This is a genomic window from Caldicellulosiruptor acetigenus (genome assembly GCF_026914305.1).
Classification (GTDB): Bacteria; Bacillota; Thermoanaerobacteria; order Caldicellulosiruptorales; family Caldicellulosiruptoraceae; genus Caldicellulosiruptor; species Caldicellulosiruptor acetigenus.
Map to the genome: position 1 here is coordinate 127699 of NZ_CP113866.1, position 22455 is coordinate 150153.

15 protein-coding genes are annotated in these 22455 nt (G+C 34.9%); 10 read left to right on the top strand and 5 right to left on the bottom strand.

Annotated elements, in window-relative coordinates; genetic code table 11:
* Positions 1-68: 68 nt before the first annotated feature.
* The 5 genes from OTK01_RS00485 to OTK01_RS00505 all read left to right on the top strand — a co-directional run bounded on the left by OTK01_RS00485 (position 69) and on the right by OTK01_RS00505 (position 5170).
* Positions 69-1349: an ABC transporter substrate-binding protein gene (locus OTK01_RS00485; RefSeq protein WP_029228905.1), complete on the top strand. Its 1281-nt coding sequence runs from the start codon at positions 69-71 to the stop codon at positions 1347-1349.
* 106 nt (positions 1350-1455) lie between these two features.
* Positions 1456-2328, top strand: a complete 873-nt coding sequence (locus tag OTK01_RS00490) for a carbohydrate ABC transporter permease (RefSeq protein ID WP_029672190.1) — start codon at positions 1456-1458, stop codon at positions 2326-2328.
* A 20-nt stretch (positions 2329-2348) separates the two neighbouring features.
* Complete coding sequence (locus OTK01_RS00495; protein WP_029228907.1) at positions 2349-3194, top strand: carbohydrate ABC transporter permease; 846 nt, start codon at positions 2349-2351, stop codon at positions 3192-3194.
* 63 nt (positions 3195-3257) lie between these two features.
* Positions 3258-4295: an SIS domain-containing protein gene (locus tag OTK01_RS00500; RefSeq protein WP_029228908.1), complete on the top strand. Its 1038-nt coding sequence runs from the start codon at positions 3258-3260 to the stop codon at positions 4293-4295.
* 86 nt (positions 4296-4381) lie between these two features.
* Positions 4382-5170 (top strand): response regulator transcription factor, encoded by a 789-nt coding sequence (locus OTK01_RS00505; protein ID WP_029228909.1) that lies wholly within the window; start codon positions 4382-4384, stop codon positions 5168-5170.
* Positions 5171-5198: 28 nt separating this feature from the next.
* On the opposite strand, the gene OTK01_RS00510 is transcribed toward OTK01_RS00505, so the two are convergent.
* The 3 genes from OTK01_RS00510 to OTK01_RS00520 form a co-directional block, all read right to left on the bottom strand.
* Positions 5199-6977, bottom strand: coding sequence for a sensor histidine kinase (locus OTK01_RS00510; protein WP_269011627.1), 1779 nt, complete (start codon positions 6975-6977; stop codon positions 5199-5201).
* Between the two features lie 124 nt (positions 6978-7101).
* A complete protein-coding gene (locus OTK01_RS00515) occupies positions 7102-8517 on the bottom strand; it encodes a phosphoglucomutase/phosphomannomutase family protein (protein ID WP_029228911.1) in 1416 nt (471 codons plus the stop codon).
* A 42-nt stretch (positions 8518-8559) separates the two neighbouring features.
* Positions 8560-10959: a glycoside hydrolase family 94 protein gene (locus tag OTK01_RS00520; RefSeq protein ID WP_029228912.1), complete on the bottom strand. Its 2400-nt coding sequence runs from the start codon at positions 10957-10959 to the stop codon at positions 8560-8562.
* Positions 10960-11590: 631 nt separating this feature from the next.
* Here OTK01_RS00520 and OTK01_RS00525 point away from each other — a divergent pair.
* The 4 genes from OTK01_RS00525 to nagA all read left to right on the top strand — a co-directional run bounded on the left by OTK01_RS00525 (position 11591) and on the right by nagA (position 17314).
* Complete coding sequence (locus OTK01_RS00525; RefSeq protein WP_029228914.1) at positions 11591-13324, top strand: glycosyl hydrolase family 18 protein; 1734 nt, start codon at positions 11591-11593, stop codon at positions 13322-13324.
* A gap of 170 nt (positions 13325-13494) precedes the next feature.
* The gene (locus OTK01_RS00530) at positions 13495-14463 is read left to right on the top strand and encodes a GNAT family N-acetyltransferase (protein WP_029228915.1); all 969 of its coding nucleotides are present in this window, start codon (positions 13495-13497) and stop codon (positions 14461-14463) included.
* 39 nt (positions 14464-14502) lie between these two features.
* Positions 14503-16137, top strand: a complete 1635-nt coding sequence (locus OTK01_RS00535; protein WP_029228916.1) for a beta-N-acetylhexosaminidase — start codon at positions 14503-14505, stop codon at positions 16135-16137.
* A gap of 34 nt (positions 16138-16171) precedes the next feature.
* Complete coding sequence (gene nagA / locus OTK01_RS00540) at positions 16172-17314, top strand: N-acetylglucosamine-6-phosphate deacetylase (RefSeq protein ID WP_029228917.1); 1143 nt, start codon at positions 16172-16174, stop codon at positions 17312-17314.
* Positions 17315-17321: 7 nt separating this feature from the next.
* Here the strand turns inward: nagA and OTK01_RS00545 are convergent, their stop codons facing one another.
* Positions 17322-18911: a response regulator gene (locus OTK01_RS00545; protein ID WP_029228918.1), complete on the bottom strand. Its 1590-nt coding sequence runs from the start codon at positions 18909-18911 to the stop codon at positions 17322-17324.
* Between the two features lie 38 nt (positions 18912-18949).
* Positions 18950-20740 carry a sensor histidine kinase gene (locus tag OTK01_RS00550; protein ID WP_029228919.1) on the bottom strand — a complete coding sequence of 597 codons (1791 nt, stop codon included), beginning with the start codon at positions 20738-20740 and terminating at the stop codon, positions 18950-18952.
* A 322-nt stretch (positions 20741-21062) separates the two neighbouring features.
* On the opposite strand from OTK01_RS00550, the gene OTK01_RS00555 reads away from it, so the two are divergent.
* On the top strand, positions 21063-22385 hold the full coding sequence (locus OTK01_RS00555) for an ABC transporter substrate-binding protein (RefSeq protein ID WP_029228920.1): 1323 nt from the start codon (positions 21063-21065) through the stop codon (positions 22383-22385).
* Positions 22386-22455: the final 70 nt, after the last annotated feature.

Below are 22455 nucleotides of genomic sequence, written 5' to 3' on the forward strand. Positions count from 1 at the left end.
GACGTTTTTTGATTTATTATAATTACAAACAATACACAAAATCAAATTGATAAAAGGAGGTATTTTCAGTGAAAAGTTTAAAAAAGGTTTTAGCGTTTGTTGTTTTGGTTGCTTTTATAGTAAGTATAGTAGGAATGCTTGGCAACACTGGGGTAGACGCAAAGACTACAGAAAAGGTTAAAATCAGAGCAGTGACATACTTTACAGGTGCAGACCCATGGACAAACACATGGAAAGAGGCTATTAAAGATTTCATGGCAAAGAATCCGAATGTAGAAATTGTTGACGAAGCTACTCCTGCTGCAAATGATGCAATCAGAACCAAGATTAAAACAGATTTCGCATCAGGCAATGAACCGGATGTAACATTCTTCTTTGTTGGTGCAGATGCAGAACCTCTGCTGAAGTCTGGCAAGGTATTTATTTGGGACGATGAATTAAAGAAAGACACAAAATGGAGCAGCAACATTTACAAGAGCGCTCTTGCATTTACAACTTACAACGGTCCAATTAAAGAATACAAAGGAAAAGTATATGCAATACCAACCATAGGTTTTTATGAGGGATTATATGTAAATGTGGATTTATTCAACAAATACAATCTTCCACTTCCAACCGATTGGAATAAGTTTATAAAAGCAGTTAACACATTCAAAGCAAAAGGCATTATTCCAATTGCAGGCTCCATACTTGAATCTTATTACTTAATAGAGACGTTTATCCTTTCTGCAGGTGGACCAGAGGGGCACAATACTCCGTTCCATCCAAGCTGGGAAAAAGGATTGAATATAATAAAGGATCTGTACAAGATGGGAGCATTTCCAAAGGATGCATTGACGCTTCAGGATGCTCAGGCACAGGCACTGTTTGCAGACAAGAAAGCTGCAATGATGATAAATGGTTCATGGTGTGTCGGTGGCTTAAAAGACAAGGTTAATACAAAGATAATGCCGGTACCAGTTGTACCTGGCGGCAAGGCGCATCCGACCGACATAATTGGTGGTTTTGGTTCTGGCTGGTATGTGAGCAAAGATTTGAATGCAAAGAAGAATGGCTGGCCAGTAAAATTTGTAAAATACATTACATCTCCTGAAGTTGAAGCTAAATTTATAGCAGTTGGCGGAGTTCCGGCAATTAAATGTAAGGTTCCAAATGTTACTCCAGTTGCGCAGAGCGGTTATGATATGATGGCAAAGGCTAACTCTGTTTCGATGCCAATTGATGCTCAGATATTACCAGAAGCATTTACAAAGATTAGAACGGACTTGGCATATGTTGTAACAGGCAAGAAAACCGCAAAGCAGCTTTTGGCTGAAGCTAAGAAGATTCAAGATAGAGTAAAGAAATAATTATTAGCAGGCTTTTAAATAGGGAGATTAGCCGTCGGGCTAATCTCCCTAATCGTTAAAGATAAATAAAAATGTACATAAATTTAAATAGGGAGAAGGATAGGAAATGCAGGTGCTGAAAAATAAAAAATATGCCATTTTGTTGTTGCTTCCCGCATTAATTTTAGTAGGTATTTTTATCTACTATCCATTGTTCGCAACATTTTATTACAGTTTTTTTGACTGGCGAGATTTTTCTAACTATAAAACCTTTGTGGGACTTGATAACTATGTTCAGATGATTCAAGATTATGCTGTAAGAAAAGCACTTATCAATACCCTCATTATGATGGTATGTGTAATTGTTTTTCAGGTTGGAATTGCCCTTATCTTGGCTTTGATAGTGGACAGTATAAAATCAGGGTATAAATTTTTCAGGACAGTTTTCTTTTTCCCTGTTGTAATTTCTGGCACTGCAATAGGATTGATGTTTTATTTAGCATATGCGTATGACTATGGTCTTTTGAATGCAATTATAACTGCTTTTGGCGGACAGAAAAAGGTCTGGGTTACTGAAAATTCAGCTTTAACTATGGTTTTAATACCAGTAATATGGCAGTATGTGGGCTTTTATTTTGTTATCTTTCTTGCAGCGCTTTCAAAAGTTCCTCATGATATATACGAATCTGCTTTGATTGATGGAATAACAGGAATAAAAAAAGCTGTTTATATAACAATTCCGCTTATATGGGATGTTATTGCGGTGTGTATATCACTTGCAATTGTTGGAACATTCAAGGTATTTGACATAGTGTATGTTATAACTGGTGGTGGTCCTATGGATGCCAGCCAGGTTTTGGGCACTTATTTATATAAAGTAGCATTTACAGGTCAAAATCAGGGTTATGCTTCTGCAATAGGTGTTTTAATAATAATTCTTGGTATAATTTTATCGACAATTTCTAACAAACTCACAGAAAGAGAAACAATAACCTATTAGAAATGAAAGGGGCATATAAAATGAATGGAATGGCAAGAAAATTCACCTTTATGGATGTAATTAAATATCTTATCCTTATCCTGTGGGCGTGTACAACTATTTTACCACTTTTATGGGTCTTGAATAACTCTTTTAAAGAAAGCAATGAGATTCTTTTAAATCCAATGAAATTACCATCAAAACTTTCATTTTTCAACTACAGTCAATTAATAAGTTATGGAAACATGAATATATTTAGAGGTTTTCTCAACAGCCTAATTATTTCAGGCAGTGTAGTCTTGTTGGTTTTACTTTTTGGTGGGTTTGCCGCATACGTGATTGCGAGATTTGATTTCAAGTTAACTGGAATTGTTAAGATTTTTTTCACAGGCGCTATGTTAGTGCCAGCGTTTTCAATAGTGATTCCTTCCTTGGTCATATTAAGAAAATTGGGTTTAAATGGTAGTTACTTGGCACTTATACTTCCCCAGACGGCCGGTCTTTTGCCTTTTGCAACTTTGACTTTAGCAGGATTTATGAGAACCTTGCCAGTTGAACTTGAAGAGGCAGCTATAATAGATGGTGCCGGTGTGCTTAGAATATTTTTCACAATAATTGTTCCTTTATCAATTCCAGGTTTAGTAACAACAGCAATTTTTGTTTTTCTATGGTCATACAATGACTTATTTATGTCGCTCATATTTATACCTGTTCGAGAAAAGCAGCCTATATGTGTTCTTCTATCTTTGGTTTCGAGTGTTTATGGAACCAATTATGGAGCTATGATGGCAGCTTTAATTATCACGGTTTTGCCGGTTTTAATCTTATATGTATTTTTGCAAGAATATGTAATCAAGGGTATGACAGCAGGTGCAGTGAAAGGTTGATTTTTAGCTTGAAAGCAAGTAAACAAAAAGCTTAAAATAGTAAGGTAGGAGAGGGATATTGCAATGCATAAGATGTTAAAAGAGATTTATGAGCAGCCTTCTGCTATGAAAAGATGCTATGAAGGTAACGTTGAGACTATAAGGCTTATTGCAAAAAATATTAAAGATAGGAACATAAACAATATCATATTTGTTGCAAGGGGTTCATCTGACAATGCAGCAACATTTGGAAAGTATATAATTGAAATATTATCAGGAATTCCTGTAGGGCTTGCAGCACCATCTGTGGCATCACTTTATAAAAGAGATCTTCAATTAGAAAAAACCTGTGTGATAGGTGTATCTCAATCTGGCCAATCAGAAGATATTTGTAGTTTTCTGGATATGGCAAAAAAAAATAGAGCAATGACTATTGCTATAACAAACAATCCGACTTCTAAATTATCGCTTATTGCAGAGTATAAATTAAATATGAATGTTGGGGATGAAGAAGCCGTTGCAGCCACAAAGAGTTTTACTGCAGAAATAGTGCTTTTGGAGCTTTTTGCAGCATTTTTGGCCGAAGACGATAAATTGGTTTTTGAACTATCAAATATTGAAAACATAATAGAAGATGCGCTGAGCAAAGAAGGATTAATTAAGGAAAATATCGAAAGATTTAGATATATGAACGAATGTTTTATTCTTGGTAGAGGTGTGAGCTTCCCTATAGCACTTGAATTTGCCCTAAAAATTCAGGAGACAAGTTATGTGAGGGCAAAAGGATTTTCAACTTCTGATTTTAGACATGGACCTTTGGCTATGATAGATAAAAACATACCTGTGTTTATTGTAGCACCAAGTGATGAGACTATTGAAGATAATATAGAGATTGCAGAAAGATTAATACGGGAAGGCATTGATATAATAACCTTTAGTGATTCGGATAAGCTAAATAAAAAAGCATGTAAATACGTAGAAATAAGAAAGGATTTGAATAAATTTATAAAACCGTTGTTTGTAGTGCCCCTGGTGCAGCTTTTTTCATATTATTTGTGTATGTTGAAAGGAAATGATCCAGACAAACCACGACATTTAAGTAAGGTGACCATTACGAAATAAAAAGTCCGCCCTTTTCTATCTGCGAGGGCGGATTTATTAAAAATTGTAGCTTTGAGTGTTTTGAAACATCAATAGGAGAGGTAAGCATGAAAAAGGTAGTAATAATAGATGATGAAGAAATTATAAGAGAAGGTCTGAAAACTTTTATTAATTGGAAAAAATTAAATTGTGAGGTTGTAGCTTTAGCTGAGAATGGTACTGAGGGATTATACATAGTGGAAAGATATAAGCCAGACATCATTATCACTGACATTAGAATGTTTGGCTTGAATGGGCTTGAGATGATAAAGGAAATAAAAAAGAAAAATAAGAAAAGCAAAATTATAATTATTACAGCTTACCGCAACATTGAGTATGCTCAAGAAGCAATTAAACTTGGGGTTTTTCGATTGCTTTTTAAGCCAGCCAAAACAGATGAAATTGAAAAGGCTGTGCAAGAAGCAATTGAGGAGATGGAATATGAAAGAATTGCTGATGATAAAGAAGCTTTAAGGCAGAGTGTACTGCAGGTTATAAAAATGCAAAAAGACGAGAAAGAGGAAAAACCTTTAAGCTTTATGGCAAGTAGAATCTTGAGCTACCTTTTGGAAAATTACTATAAAGAAATTTCTCTTCAGGAACTGGCAGAAGAATTTTATATCAGTCACTGGCACCTCAGCAAATTGATTAAAAAAGAACTTGGTTTGAACTATACTGATTTAATCAATATTATCAGAATTGAGCAAGCAAAAAGGCTCTTAGCTATTCCACGGTATCGCGTCAATGAAGTTGGGAGCATGGTTGGATATAACGATAACACTTATTTTTGCAGAGTGTTTAAGAAGCTAACAGGTATGTCACCTCAAGAATATAGAAATAAATATTTTGCAGGTTAGGCATATGGATCTTGTACTAAGAATATGTCTACTTAGTAATAGGAATTGTCAATACAATTTCTGTGCCACTACCGACTATGCTATTTAATGAAAGCCTATATTGATTTCCAAACAAAAGTCTAAGACGTCTATGAACATTTAAAAGGCCAATTCCACAACCATCTTTTTCTGAAAAATCAGGTATTTTATTGAGCTTATTGTTAATATGCGCAAGCTTCTCTGGTTCGATACCTTTGCCGTTATCTTTCACTTTTATGATAAGATTATTATTGTACTCCTCAATTTCTATTATAATTGTAGGGTCTTTTATACTATAGTCAAAAGCATGCTTAATACAATTTTCTATTATTGGTTGCAACGTCATGAATGGTATTTTGTAATTTAACAAATCATCACTCTTTATATCTTTTATGAAATTTAGATTTCTTAGATGATTATTCCTCTTGCAGACCAGAAATATATAGCTATCAATATATTCCAATTCTCTTTGCAGTGGCACTAAGGTTGAGTCTTCACGGTTTATGCTGTACTCCAAAAGGGTAGCTAACGCTGTGATCATTTCAGAGATCTCTTCTGCTCCTAAAAATTTAGCTTTCCAATTGATAACATCCAGAGTATTGAACAAAAAGTGCGGGTTTATTTGCGCTTGAAGAGCTTTTATTTGTGCATCCTTTGCAATAAGCCTTGCTTTGTATACTTGGTTGATTAAATGGTTTATCTTTTCGGTCATTCTATTAAACGAAGAGATTAAATAACCAAACTCATCCTTTCTGTTCGATTCAATTTTTATCTGCATTTCTCCATTTTCAACCTTTTTCATGTATTTAATTAGTTGATTGATTGGAGAGGTTATGTCCAGATAAATATAATTAATTAGTAGCAATGATAAGAACACGGTAATGATGAAGAGAAGAAAAAGCGTTTTAGATACTAAATTTATTTCATTTAACAGAAACTTCTTTGAAAAAAACATATAACATGTCCAACCTGAAATAGGCACATCAGACTTGACAAAATAGTAATTATTTTTAAACTTGCTGCTAAGCTCAAATTTGTGTTTATTAACAATTAAATCTTCAAGGCCTAATAAATTAGTTGAATCTGAAAAATTAACATAAATTAGCTTATTTCGGTAAACAAAAGCGATGGCATCATAGTTTTTTATCTTTAATATTGTTATAGAGTCATACAATTTGTTTAAATTCATTTTAACAATAAGTAATCCAATTTCATCTAAAGTGTTTCTGTCATATACTATTCTTCCTATGTAAACATCAGAATAGAGTTTATTAATTGGCTTTACATATATAATTGGCTTTCCGGCTGTTTTTTTAGCTTTCTGATAAATTGCATAAACATCTGGGCTGTCAAGCTTTTCATTTTCACGACTAACATAGTAAAGACTATTGTTTGCTGAAAAATTAAAGGCTATTAAATTTATATCATTTCTTGATAAAAGTAAAGAATTCAGATATCCTTCAAAATCTTTTTTGAAGATATAATCAAAAAGTTCTGAGTCATCGTTTCTGTCAATCAATGCCTTATAAAAATTGTAGATGGAGTTATCATATAAGACTTCCTGGGTAAAGTTATATATGTTTCGAGTATAGTATTCTATGATGCTTGAAATTTGAATTATATTTACTTCTTGAGATTTTAAAAATTTGTCTTTTAATATTTCAGCATATTTGAGATATCCTATGTATCCCAGTATAAGGGTTGGTATACAGGTTATAATAACAAGTGCAAAAAGTAATTTAAACTTTATTGATGTCAAACGAAATAGAGACTTGATGTATTTCATCATTGCATATGTCTCCTTGCTCAACAATGTATACTTTAATTTTAACATGGAAGAAAAAAATGAGGTATTCTCATTTAGAATTATTGAATAATCCAAAAGAATACCTCATTTTTATTTGTGATAAACCTTATTTGAGATTCAAAAACTCAGCAAATATCCTACACACCTCTTCTGCCTGATCTTTATCTTCCATTTCGCTATATATTCTGAGAAGGGGTTCTGTTCCAGAAAATCTTGCCAGCACCCAGCCACCATTTTTAAAGTATACTTTTACACCGTCAATATAACTAACATCAGAAATTTCAAAAGGAAACTCAGGAAGAAGCTTTTTGTCAAAAAGTATTTCCCAGATTTTTGCTTTTTCTTCAGGTTCAAAACAAAAATCATTTTCTACCATATACAGTAACCCATACATTCGATGTATTTCATCAAGAATTTCAGATATTCTTCTTCCAGTTTTACAAATAAGTTCTACTAACAGAGTTGCTGCAAAGATACCATCTTTACCTTTTATGTGTCCTTTGATTGTTAGTCCTCCACTGCTCTCTCCACCTATTATCGCACCGGTTTCTTCCATTTTTGCGCTAATATACTTGAAGCCAACTGGTACTTCATAACATTTTTCACCAAACGAACTTGCAATTCTGTCAAGCAAATGTGTTGTAGCTAAGTTGCGGACAGCTGGACCTTTCCATCCTTTGTACTTCAGGAAATAATAATAAAGCAGGACCAATATATCATTTGGATGAATAAAATTGCCTTTTTCATCTATTATACCTACTCTGTCGGCATCGCCATCTGTTCCTATTCCTAAATCGTATCCTTTTTCAACAACTAAATGTTTTAAACGATAGAGCGTAGAGGTTGTGGGTGAGGGCAATCTTCCACCAAATAAGGTGTCATGTCTTTCGTGTATAGTGTCTACATCACATCTTGCGGTAATTAATATTGTTTGCAAAGAAGTCCTTGATACTCCATACATCGGATCAAGGAGTATTTTTAGTTTTCTCTTTTTTATTGCCTCAATATCGATCATACTAAGGATAGCATCTATATAATCATCAAATGGATCAATTATCTCAATCAAACCATTCTCAATAGCCTTTTCAAATTTAAGATGTTTTACTGAATCACTTGGCAAACCATTTGCTATGGTTTCAATTTCAGAGGTTACCTCTTGAGGAGCATCTCTTCCTTCTTCTATAAACAGTTTTATACCATTGTAATCTGCAGGATTATGACTTGCGGTTATTGTTGCACCAAATTTTGTATTGAGCTTTTTAACTGTAAACATTACAAGGGGTGTGGGGGCAACTTTGTTGATAAAGAAAATCTTTATACCATTTGCAGAAAGCACTTCAGAGAACCATCGAGCAGCTTTATCAGAAAGAAAACGGCGATCGTATCCAAGTACAATTCCATCCGAATCAATACCTTTTTCTTTCATATAAATGCTAACTGCCTGAGCTACTTTTTGAATATTCTCCTTCGTAAAATCATCACCTATGATGGCACGCCATCCGCCTGTCCCAAACTTAATCATGTAGTTTTTCCTCCTCAAATTAGTCTTATCAAAAATTAACTTTTACCCCATTACTACTATAACTTCATTTATGCTACCCTTGGGCTGAACAGGAACAAAATTTTTTTCAAGATCTTTACCATTTAATGTAATATACTTTACTCCTTTTTCCACTCTGTTTGGATTAAGCACTGTAATCTTATAGGTTGCTCCTCTGAATTTTCTAATCACCTCAAATTTGTCCCAGCTGCTTGGTATGCAAGGGTCAATAATTAATCCATCGATGGTAGGCCTTATGCCCAGGATCCAATGTGTAACTGCATGATAAGCCCATCCAGCTGTTCCAGTAAGCCAAGGATGTCTTGCCCTGCCAAAAGATTTGTGATATTTTCCGTAAACAAATTGACAGTAGCTGTATGGTTCAGCTTCACGAATTTCAATGATGTCGTTTTGATTGTAGGGAAGGAGTGCATTATAAAGCTCCATTGCTCTGCTGCCCCGACCAAGCTTACATTCGGCAACCCATGCCCATGTGTTTGCATGGCTGAATATAGCTCCATTTTCTTTAATTCCTTTATAAACTCTTGTTACAAAACCAATCTCATCATTTGGTTTTGAGTATGGAGGATGCAAAAGGTGCAGCCCATACTTAGAGAAAAGATATTCATACACAGCATCCATTGCTGATATTCCCCGCTCATAGTCTGCAACACCAGATACTACTGCCCATGCATTTGATTCTAAATAGATTTTTCCTTCTTCAGATTCATTACTTCCAATTTTTAAGCCATTTGCTGTTATTCCTCGCAAATACCATCTGCCATCCCATAGAACATCATTGCAAATCCTTTTGATATTTTCTGCCAAAGCCGAATATTTTTCAACATCCTCTGTTTTTCCAAGATATCTGGCAATTTCAATGAAGGATTGCACAGCCCAGTAATGCAACATTGAAACCATTGCACTTTCACCGCTACCGAGGTTTAAGCAGTCGTTCCAATCAGCTCTCAATCCCTTGGCTATTCCATGCGGCCCTACATGTTTTGCTGTAAAGTCAATAATTCGCTTCATGTGTTCATAAACTGAAGCCTGGCCTTTATCGGCAAAAGGAATTATCATATCGAGAAATTCAATTTCGCCAGTTTCTTTTATATATTCACTTATTGTGGGAATAAGCCACAGTGCATCGTCTGAGCAGGCATCTTCAATTCCGTGGATTATACTATCTTTTTTGGGTTTGGGCACTATGGTTGGAGACTTAAATTTTGGTTTTGACGATTCTTGTTCTTCAAACCATTCTGGTTCAAAAAGATGCAAACCGTAACCTTCACTTGTCTGTGCTTTTAATAATTCAATAATTCTTTGCTTGCACTTTTGAGGATTTGTATGAGGAATTGACATTGCATCTTGAGCAGTATCTCTAAACCCAAGTCCTGTCCTTCCACCAACTTCTATAAAAGATGCAAACCTTGACCATACAACACATGTTTCGGCTTGATATAAATTCCAAATGTTTATCATTGTATTCAAGCCTTCATGAGGTGTTGTGCACTGAAAAACAGAAAGTTTATCATCCCAGTATTTTTTAAGTTCGTAAAAGCTATTGTCGACATTTTCAAACTTACTATATTTTTCTTTGATTTCCCTGCCTTTATTTCTATCCCCAACGCCCAGCATGAATATAAATCTTGTTTCTTCACCTGGTTCTAATACAAATCTCTTGTGCAGAGAAGCACAGTGATTTCCTGTCAGATCTTCACTGTTTGAACACATACCTTTTTCAACAGCAATTGGGTTTGTTTCTGTTCTGTAATTACCTATGAATATATCTCTTACACAATCAAAGCTATCTGGTTCAAAGTTAGAAGCAAAGAAGTGGTACATGTCGGGTATATAGAAAAAGTCGTATTCTATAATACCATCTTTGTAACTTGAACCACTTGCATAAAGACTCATCTGAAGATTTTGATTGTCAATTTCTATATGGTGATATGAAAACTCAGCATAAGTAAAAATGCTAAGCTTTCTCCTGCTAATTCCTGTATTTTTTACTCTAACATCCCAAATTTCAACTGCGTCATCAAGAGGTATAAAAAGCCACTGCTCAGCATGAATATTATTGTAATCGCAGATGAACTTAGAATAGGAAAGACCGTGTCTGCAAATATATTTTGCAATGCTCAAGCTTTTTCCCACTGGTTGCCATGAAATGCTCCAATAATCTCCTGTCTCATCATCTCTTAAGTAAACATAGTGACCGGGTCTGTCAAGTGGAATACCATTTTGTCTAAATCTTGTTATTCTGTGGTATTGAGGCGTTTTATAAAAACTATAACCGCCTGCGTTGTGTGAGATTACTGTGCACATATCTTTGACACCCAGATAATTTGTCCAGGAGACGGGGATATCAGGGCGTTCGATTACGTATTCTCTATTTTGGTTGTCAAAGTAACCGTATCTCATTTTCTCACCGCTCCTTCTTTAAGATGCGTTATTCCAGAGCATATCTACTACGATTGTATATTACATTTTGCTCGTTTTTAAGTATGGGATATGAATGAACTTTTTAATATGACAATAAAGAACGATAAAAGACAAAAAAAGTCAAGATTAAACAATATAATCTGAAGGCTAAAACTGTCAAATTGGTAGTTATGCCGGCTAGGGAAGAAATTTTTTAACTCAACTATAGCCGGAAGAAGGCTAGCTGAGAAGTTGTTTGTTGAATCAAGATAAGGATGAGATTGTAAGAGTAGAAAATATAAGTGAAACGGTGAGGGAAATAAAGTGTATAAAAAGATGGAAAAGAAGTTTATTCCAGCAAAGCTTGATCAATAAAAAAGATAATTTTTACACATTTTACTGCATCAAGCCATTTTTAATAAATCAAACCACCTAATATGAATTTAAAGCGAAAATTTGCAATATGCAGATGCTTGTACCACAAACAATAAAATAGCAATATAGTCCAGCAAAAGGCAATACTTTTATATCCCCCGCATTTTAATTTTTTATTATAGTAATAATGAAGCATTCACTTATTATCAATTTCTTATCAATTATTCCTAATGTAACGAAAGGAGGAACCAAAGTAATGAGAAAGTCTTTAAGTAAGATAACTGTTTGGGTGATGATTTTTATAATAATTCAATGGGGTATTTGTTTTGTTTCGTTTGCTGCAAACGAGCCAGCAAATGAGAATGTAACGGTTGCAATCGAAGCTATTTCAAATGTAGGATTGATTGAAGGAGACAGCAGTGGTATTACAGACTCTTATCTAAATAAAACGACAAAAAAGTACCAATTGGCAATTTTGTTTTTAAGATTGAATGGTCTTGAGAATGAAGCGATAAACTATACCTCAGCTGAGAATGATAACTTCAACGATGCAAAGCTCTTAAGTCCTCAAAATCAAGCAATTCTTTTATATTTAAAACATAATCCTGATTTGGGGTGGGCAAAGGATAAGAATTTTGAACCACTAAAAGAAGTTACTACTGAAGATTTATACACAGTGTTATTACAAGCGCTGGAGTACGAGGCAGGCGTAGATTTTGATGAAAACAATGTAATTGAGTTTGCAAACTCAATTGGAATTACGCATCTGACAGAGTCAAAGAAAGTTACTAATAAAGATGTAATAGTATCGCTTTACCAGGCGCTTAAGTTAAATGTAAAAGGAACTGAGATGAATTTAGCTACAAAACTTACAAAAATAAATATTATTTCAGTAAATAGTGCAAGAGAAAGTGGATTTGTTATTCTTCCACCTGGCTACAAAATAGTAGGATATATACCCGCATGGAAAGAATGGGACGCAAGTAAGATTATGGGCGATAAGCTTACTCATTTAAATCTTGCATTTGCCGCTATAAAAGATGGGGTTATTGACAACGGGAAGGATATAAATGAGAAGCATTTCAAAGAATTAAAGAAATTGAAAGAAAAATATCCACATCTGAAGATACTTATTGCTGTTGGCGGTTGGGGTGCAGAAGGGTTTTCAGATACAGCCTTAACCGAAGAATCAAGAAATAGGTTTGCAGATAGTGTAGTAGAGTATCTAAGAGCTCATAATTTAGATGGAATTGATATCGATTGGGAATATCCTGTAAATGGTGGTTGGGGAGCAATTAAAGCTAGACCAGAAGATAAGGTCAATTTCACGTTATTAATGAAAACTTTAAGAGAGAAATTAGATAAAGCTGGAGAGAAAGATAATAAACATTACATTTTAAGTTTTGCGGCAAGCATTAACCCATCATATTATAAGGAATGGACAGAGTTTGACAAGGTGGTTGAAATAGCAGACTATGTAAATGTAATGGAATATGATGTTCATGGTCCATGGGATAAAGTAACTGGGCATTTATCTGCTCTTGAATTGTCTGATAAAGATAACACCGGCATTTGCGGTTCATCAAGCATAAGAGGGATGATCGAAGCAGGTGCATCTCCTGATAAGCTTGTTTATGGATTTCCATTCTATGGTTATTATTGGACAGATGTAGAGAAAAATAATAACGGATTATATCAGAAAGTTAATGGGAAGAGTGGAGATGTGCCATATGAAGAAATTCTAACAAAATATAACGAAGAAAATGGCTTCAAAAGATACTGGGATGAAAAAGCTAAAGCTGCTTATCTTTGGAATGAAGAAAAGGGTATATTTGTAACATATGAAGATCCCGAAGCGATTGCTGAGGAGGTCGCATTTATAGCAAAGAATAATCTTGGTGGAGCTATGTTTTGGGAATATACCCATGATTTTAGTGGGACCCTGTTGGATACTATAGTAGAATCGCTCTGGACTGCAGGAGAGGAGTAGAACAAATTCAAAGGTTGAATTCTATTATTAGTCAACAAGCACTTACTCTGGATGTCTGCTTAATCATTCAGAGTAAGTGCTATATTTTATGTAAGTGCTATATTTTATGCTAAAATAATATTGATAGAAAAAATTGACTGTTGTAAAAGTTATGAAAGGAAGGTATTTCTATGGAATTTGGAACCTTAAAAGAACCAGAGCTTGAAAAATGGTTTTACCATTGTGCGAGTGTTTTTGGAGATAACCAAAATTTAGAGTACTGGCTGGATTATTTCAAAAGACATTATTTCAATGATCCTTTCAAGGATCTTAGCAGCATTTTTGTGGCGGTAGACGATAGTATTATAGCAAGCACAGTAAGATTATTTTACAGAAGGGTATATTTTCATGGTAAAGAAATAACTGTTGGTGGAATAGGAGAGGTCAGTACAAAACCTCAGTACAGAGGAATGGGGCTTGCATCAACCCTACTTCGCATGGCAATAGATACAATGGGAGAGAAAAAGTTTTCTATTTCAATTCTTTTTGCGTCACTTCATAATTTTTATGGCAAACTTGGCTATAAAGTATTGACGAGGGAATTTTGTTTACTTGACAGAAATACCTTTCGTAAATATTATGAATCTAAAACTGCTCAGGCAGGAGAAGTAAAAGAAATAAAATTATCAGACAACGATATTGAAATTATGGATGAGATCTACAGGCTTTATTCAGCTAATTTTAATGGTCCTGTTGTTAGAAACAGGGAATATTGGCTTAGCTGGGTTAAGTTTGAGCCTAAAAAAAGCTTGGGATATTTTATTGATGGCAGATTGGCTGCTTATTTGTTTTATAGGAAGAATGGGGAAGAAGTAATCATACTGGAATATGGCTGCTCTGACTCATCAAGCAAAAAAATACCTTTGATGGAGTTTACAAGATTTATTATGAACGATGAAGATGCACAGACCATTAGATATCCCAAGGCAATCTACTCAGAGCTTACTGGGTGTGCTGAGCTTAAGGACAATAGTTTGATGGTAAATCTTATTACTCCTTTCAAGCTGGAGGGCTTACTTATCGATTCTACAGAAAAGCTAATGAATATCCTAACAAGAGAGCCACACAAATTTCTATTTTGGGGTACTGATAATTTTTAACAAGATATAAAATTGTCTGCAGAAGGGAGATATCACAAAATGTTCAAAATTGTCCCTAAACCCAAAAAACTCAATTTTACAGGAAGATGGTTTGAGTTTGATGGTTTTTTGAACTTTCCAGCATCAATATCAAGGGAGTTTTCAATACCAAGAGGCTCATGGAAGATAGAGATTCTCCAAAGGCCTGGAACAGGCATTTCAATAGAAGACAAAAAAGTAAAGATTTGGGGCAATGTTAATATTGCTTATGCCACATTAGTTCAGCTCTTAATCCAAAGAAGAGATGCACTGCCAGAAGTCACAATAGAAGAGGAATTTAGATTTTCTTTTAGAGGCTATCATCTTGATATTGCAAGAGGCGGAGTGCCTAGTCTGTCAACCTTTAAAAGTATATTAAGATGGCTATTTTTGCTCAAATACAACTACTTTGCAATATACTTTGAAGATCTTTTTCCATGGGAAAAACACCCTAAGATAGGGGTAGGTAGAGGAAGATTAACAAAAGAGGAGCTGAAAGAAATCACACAGTATGGCAAAAATCTTGGAATTGAAGTATTTCCATCTTTAGAGTTAACAGGTCATATGGAGAATATTTTATCAATTCCAGAGTACTCAAAATATAGTGAATGGTATTTGCCAAGAGAAGGATGTCTTGATTTGTCGAATGAAGAAGCAAAGAGATTCGCTTATGACCTCTTAGAAGAAGTCTTAGAGTTTTTCCCATCCAAGTACGTTCACATAGGCGGAGATGAGACATGGGCGCTCGGCAGAGGGAAAAGCTTAGAAAAGAATTGGGCATTTGAAGGACCAAAGCTATACGAAGAACATCATAAGAACATGATAGATATTGTAGAAAAGTATGGTAAGATACCTATCATGTGGGGAGATATGCTAACAGGCGTGTTTCTCAAGCCAAATGAAAAAGAGGTATGGGGAAAACTTTTGCAAAGCGATATATGGCAAAGGGTGATTTTAGCCAACTGGGATTATGCAGCAATGCCCAAAGAGCATTTTATAAATAGAATTGAAAGCTTTGGAGAGAAATATCAATCAAATCAAATAGTGTGTCCAGGTTTTTCTAATTGGGACAGGTTTTATCCTGACTTTGAAGTAGCAATTGAGAACATAAAAAATTTTATTGATGCAGCAAAGACAAAAGGTATTCAAGGCTTTTTGGTGACAGCCTGGGGTGATGATGGTCAGGAGTGCTTGTTTAGTTTTTTATATCCGTTGCTCGTTGCTACCATTGAGCTTGCTGAAGGTGATGGAAAGTGGGAAGAAAGCACAATTCAGCTATCAGGTGAAGATGAAAAATTGTTAGATAGTCGAAAAGCTTTTGGTGAAACTGTTGTTGCCAACAATTTGAAAAAGTTATTGTATGGTAGCTATGGTTATACTTCCATGAAAGAAAGTGAAAAACAAATAGTAAAAGGTCATTTAGAGAAGGTGCTTGAGAAAACTATGAATGTGAACCTTCCAGAGGATTTAGGGTTTATAAGACAGGCTATAAGAGTGGCAATAAAAAGGCTTGAGAATACCGTGACTGCAGCTGATTTAATCGAACTTGGCAATTGTTATTGCAGACTGTGGCTTTCTGAGAGGAAAAAGGAAGGGCTTGAGAGGATTATAAGCAGATTCTGGGCAGCTGCTGGCAGAGTCGATTTGGGGTTGTAAAAAATCAGATAATATTTTGAGGTGTTTTTAAAAAATGAAAAAAAAGTTTTTAGTCAAAAAGATTTTTGATGGGCATTCATTTATCAGGGACAATGTTTTAGTTGTGGAAGATGGGATAATTTTGGGAACGCAAGAAGGAATTGATACTGCAGAAGATAGAGTTATAGACAAAAGAGATTTTATTCTTTCACCTGGATTTGTTGACAAACACACACATGGTATTGGTGGTGTTGATTTTTTTGAGGCAACAGCAAATGATTTAAAAACTATCCAAAACTACTATTTTAAACATGGTGTTACAACCATTGTACCAACAATTGTATCAGCTCCGTTTGAAAACATATTTAAGCTTGCAAAAGCTATCAGAGAAGCAAAGAAAGACCCAGCTTTCAAGATAAATATCCCCGGAATATTCTTAGAAGGGCCATTTATAAATCCTGCAAAGAAAGGTGCACATGATGAGAGGTTTTTGCAAAGTCCGACAGCTGAGAAGTTAGAGGAATTAATTTCTAATTGTGAAGAAAAAATTATTGATATTGCGCTTGCTCCAGAGCTACTTGAAAATCCCAATGAATTTATTTCAAAGGCAACAGAAAGAGGTATTAATATTTCACTTGGGCACACAAACAGCAGCTTTGAGCAGGCAGCACAGGCACATATGCTTGGTGCCAAAAGTATTGTTCACCTTTTCAATGCAATGCCACAGCTACATCACAGACAGAATTCTATTACCACATATGCGCTTTTGAGCAGCATCAAAGTGGAGCTGATTTGCGATTTTATTCACCTGTCTCCTGAGATTATAAAGCTTACCTACAAGCTAAAAGGTCCTGAGAATATTATATTAATTAGCGATTCTATTTCTGCAACAGACCTTTCTGATGGTGAGTATAGTTTAGGGGCCTTAGATGTGAAAGTTGAAAATGGAATTTGTAAATTAGCAGATAGCACAATAGCTGGCAGCACCTTGACAATTGATAAGGCAGTAAAGAACTTAACAAAAATTGGAATTAGATTAGAAGATGCACTGCGGGCAGCAACTTACAATCCATCAAGGCTTCTTTCTCTTGAGTGTGGTGCGATAAAAGAAGGCTTTAGGGCAGATTTTGTATTGATGGATGAGGATTTAAATGTAAAGGAGGTATATGTTGAGGGAGAGCTTGTGTATAAGGCTTGAGGATTTTTCAAAGCAAGCTCTCCCTATACTGCGTTGGTGTAAGCCCAGTATACTTTTTAAAAACTTGAGAAAAATACTTCTCATCAGAAAAACCAACCATATTTGCAACTTGGTATGTTTTTAAGTTTTGATTTTTAAGAAGTTCTTGAGCTTTTTGTATTCTAATTTTGTGCAGGTAATCAATGAAATTAATTTTCAATTCCCTTTTAAATAGAATGCTCAAATACGCAGGTGTTACATATACCTCTTTTGCAACACTTTCTAATGTGATGTTCTTGTTATAGTTTTTTTCAATGAAGCTAATGGCTGCTTTGACGATTAGATTTTTGTTTTCACTCTGATCAATTCTATCTACTACTGCATTTAAAAAACTGAGTAGCGATGCTTTGAGCAAATCTTTTTTTTCGGTTTTCAAAATGTTTTCAAAAACCTTGCTATTTACTACGTCATTTAAATCAATGCATTTTTCATGGCAGACTTTGATTATACTGCCCAGTAATGCCAAAACGGCTGACTTTATAAACCATTTGTTGAATGTATTGATGGCATACAATGAATTTATAAAGTTTTCAACTTTATCTTTAATAGTATCTTTCTGGCACAGCAAGAGGCTATTTATTATTGCTTTTTCCTCATCGATTGGGTAAAGCAGGGTATTTTTGTTAAGGCAAATATCATCACAATATAATATGTCAATATCATCTGCAAAGAATTTGAGCTCTAAGGCATTTAAAGCTTGTTCATAAGAAGAGTTAATTTTTTCAATTTTATCAATCCACCTGCTAACTCCGAAGTAAAGTTTTAGTCCAAGTTTTTCATCAATAATTCTTTTGACTTTTGTAAGAATATCATCCATCATTTCTCTATCAAATTCAGAGTCAGAATTAATTAATATGACTATTTCATTTCTACCTCTGAAAACTTCTGCTCTCAAGTCTTCTAATTCTTCTTGAATTAGATTCACACAAGCAAGGGTGTACGCTTCATGTTTTACAGGAGAAGAGGGGTAAGTATCAATTGCATTTTCAATATCAAATTTGGCAAGAGCAACACAATATTTTCCAGATGAAAGTTTTATATTGTACCTTTCAGAAAGCTTTTCTATTTCTTCTTTACTGCGGATGCCGAATATAACCTCATTTAAGATTCTCTCTTTTAAAATTGGCAAAGTTTCATTGTAATATTCTATAAACCTATTTATCAGAGCTTCTTTTTCCCTTTCTTTTTCAAGAACACTTTTGGCCTTCAGTACTGCATCCAAAACTTCTTTTGGTTTGCAGGGCTTTAGCAAATAGTTCAGGCTCCTTAGCTCAAGCGCTTTTTGAGCAAAGTAAAAATCATCATACCCGCTCAGGATTATACTTTCAAAAATATACCCTTCTTTTTTGGCATTTTCAATTACTTGCAGTCCATCTAATTTGGGCATTTTGATATCTATCAAAACAATGTCAGGGCAGAGCATCCTGATTTTCTCAAGAGCCTCTTCGCCGTTTGTTGCACATCCAACAATCTTAATTCCATTACTTTCCCAGTCAACAAGGGTTGAGATGCCTTCAATTACTTCTGGTTCATCATCTGCAATAAGTAACTTTGTCATTCTTTTTTCATCTCCTTTTTGCTTCTAATATTTTTGGGTCAATTTTCTACTGAAATATAATTTATAGGAAGTATCAATTTTACTTCTGTACCTTGTCCCGGCTGGCTCTGTATATTCAATTTGTAGTGTGTTTCATAGTAGAGTTTTAATCTTTCGTTGACATTTTTGATAGCATATCCTACGCTGCTTTCTTTCCCTGACTCTAAAAGTTCTTTGATTTCATCAAGCTGTGTTTTTGACATTCCTATTCCATTGTCTTTGATGGTAAAGCATAAATTTTCGCCTTCTTTTTTGCCTGTTATTTGAATAAAAGTTGGATTTGTTGAGTTTTCCATACCATGAACGATGGCATTTTCAACAAACGGCTGCAGAATCAGTTTTGGGATATAATGGTCTAATATCTCAGGGTCAATTTCAATTGAATACTGAAGTTTATTTTTATATCTTTTGCTCTGCAAGAAAAGATAATGTTCAATTAGTTCCTTTTCACCTTTTACCTGAATGAACTCACTTCCCCTGTTTAAGGTAAGTCTAAAAAGCCTTGAAAGAGAGTATATCATTTCGCTTATTTCACTATCATGGGATTTTTCTGCCTTCCAAAATATGGTATCCAAAGTATTGTAAAGAAAATGAGGGTTTATCTGAGCCTCAAGTGCTTTCAGCTCTGCTTCTTTTTTGTGAATCTCTAATTTTAATACCTTGTTTATCAGCTGATTTATTTTTTCTACCATGTTGTTGTATTCACAAACAAGTATTGCAATTTCATCACTTGCGTGCGGGTCGATATTTACCTGCTCTCGAAAGTTGCCCTGGCGCACCTTTTTCATAGAATTTACCAGCTTTTGGAGAGGTGCTGTGAGCATGGAGGAGAAATACATGGAGATTATAAAAGCAAAGATCAAACAGAGTATAAGTACCCTAATATATAGAAGGACGAACGAATTTCTAATGGCATTTATGGCATTTTCTAACGAAACTATACTCACAAGCCGCCAGTTTGAGGTCGGGATGTAACTTGATGTTATTAAAAGTTTTGATGAATTGGCAGTGATTATTTCATTTTGTTTACTTGGGATGTTTTCATTTAGAAGCTTTTGAGCAAATGTGGCTGTAAACTGCGGTGTTGTGCTCTCAAGAGAAATAATTCTGTTGCTACTGTCAGCTATAAAAAAGCATGCTTCTTTTTCCTTTAAATCTTCCATATAGATTTTTTCAATGGTTGGTATGTTTATACATATTATAAGCACTCCTGCAGGTTCATATGTATTGAAGTCCAGCAAAAGCCTTGCCATGGCAATCTTGGGGTAATTGTTTTTTGCAATTAGAGTGAAAGGTAAGCTATTCAGACTCAACCACATAGGTGCGCCTTTGTTTTTAATAATTTGTTTGAAAAAATCTGTAGATTTTATTTCATAAAAATCGGCAACTCCAGTGCTATTGTCATTTGAAAAGTAATATTTATCACCTTGAAAAGAGTAAAGCATGATAAAACTTATATAATCCTTGGAAGCAAGAAGGCTTGCCAATGGTTCTAAGGAGTATTTGGCAAAATCGGGGCGCGGGCTGATAAAGTTTTGCACTCTTTGGTCTAAAAACAAGAATGATGACAGTTCATTTACATCTCTTTGAAGAAAATCTATGCTGGCAGCAATTCTTTTTGTGTCTCTTAAAAGTAGATTTCCGACCTCTTCTTTTAGCTGGTTTGTTGAAATGGTATATGAAAATAAAGCCAGCACCAAGGAGGTTACTACTATTATACTGTAAAAGAGAATGAGTATCTTGTATTTTATGCTGAGCCTTAAAAAGTGATTTTTGAGCTTTAAAAGCATTTTACCAAAACACCTTCTTTTGAAGCTCTCTTTTATTCTACAAGTCAAAGTATATTATACAACTTCATATATAAAATTCACAAGATACTCTTTTTTAGAAATGCATCTTGCTATCAATCATCATAATTTTAATAACAATTAATAACTTGCATGCTCAAAATATCCATAAAAAATGCAAACCAAATTTAAAAATTGTCACCTTAAAATTGTGAAAGTATGCTGATATAATTTAACCAAGACAGAATCAATTCTACCTTTGATTTTGGGGCGCCCCAAGAAAGCTTTTGAAAAACTTAAAAAACAAAAAAGGGAGGAAAAAAGGATGTCAAAGAAAGCTTTAAAAGTGGTTGTTTCAGTCATGCTTATCGCAGCACTGATTGTAAGCGTATTTGGACTTGTCCAAGGGAACCTGACAGCTTCAGCATCAACCCAGAAAACAGTAAAAATCAAGTTCCTATCAAATCTGCCAGACAGAACCTCTAACCAGGGCAAACTTGAGCAGATGTTAATTGACAGCTACATGAAAGCAAATCCAAACGTCAAGATTGAAGTAGAAGCACTTCAGGATGAGCCTTACAAACAAAAATTCAAAGTATATGTTGCAACAAATCAAATGCCAGACATCTTCATGGTATGGGGGCAGCCATCATTCTTCTTACCAGTCATGAAAGCAGGCTATGCAGCCGAGATAAAACTTGATCAGATAAAGGATTACGGGTTCAAGACATCTTCTCTTAAGGACTTTATGTATAATGGGAAACTCTATGGTCTTCCAAGAAACACAGACTTCATGGTACTTTACTACAACAAGGGCTTGTTTAACAAGTACAAAGTAAAAGTTCCAACAACGTTTGATGAACTTTTGAACGCAGCAAAAGTATTCAGGAAAAATGGCATTGCTCCAATTGCAATAAACGGAAAAGATAAGTGGATACTGGCAATACTGTATCAGGAGCTTGTTGTGAAAGAAAGTGGAGACCAGAAACTCATCTATGATGCAATCTCCAAAAAGTCTGTTGCTAAGAACCAGATTCTTTTGAAAGCAGCAAAAGACCTTGTAAATCTTGTGAATGTGGGCGGATTCCAGGATGCATTTGTTGCAGCAGACTACGGTGCAGCAAACAATCTGTTTGCTCAGGAAAAAGCAGCAATGTATTATATGGGTTCATGGGAAGTAGGAATGGCAGCAAATCCAAACTTCTCTGAGTCGTTCAAGAAAAATGTGGATGCAACATACTTCCCAATAATTTCTGGTGGCAAGGGTAAGAAGACAGACATTTTAGCATGGCATGGCGGCGGCTATGCAGTTTCTGCAAGCTCAAAGGTTAAGAATGAGGCAATGAAACTTCTTCTTTACATGATGCATCCAACAAGATGGGCAAAGATTGGTTGGCAGCAGGGACTTGTTGTTCCAGGACAGAACTGGGAGAAGTTTATGACAGGGAAAGAAACAGTTCTTCAGAAAAAGCTCACACAAATATTTAGCAGTGCAACATCTGTAAGCGGTACAGTATGGCAGGACGCATTCACTCCAAACTTCAAGACAGAGGCAGAAACACTTTGCCAGATGCTTGTTGCAAAAGCAATTACACCTGAAAAGTTCTTAGCAAAGATAGAAGAGCTTGCAAAGTTAGAGGTTAAGTAGTTTAAAAAATTAAATCACCTGCTCCCAAGATGTTGAAAAGAATGTCTTGGGAGCAGGAATTTTATTCACA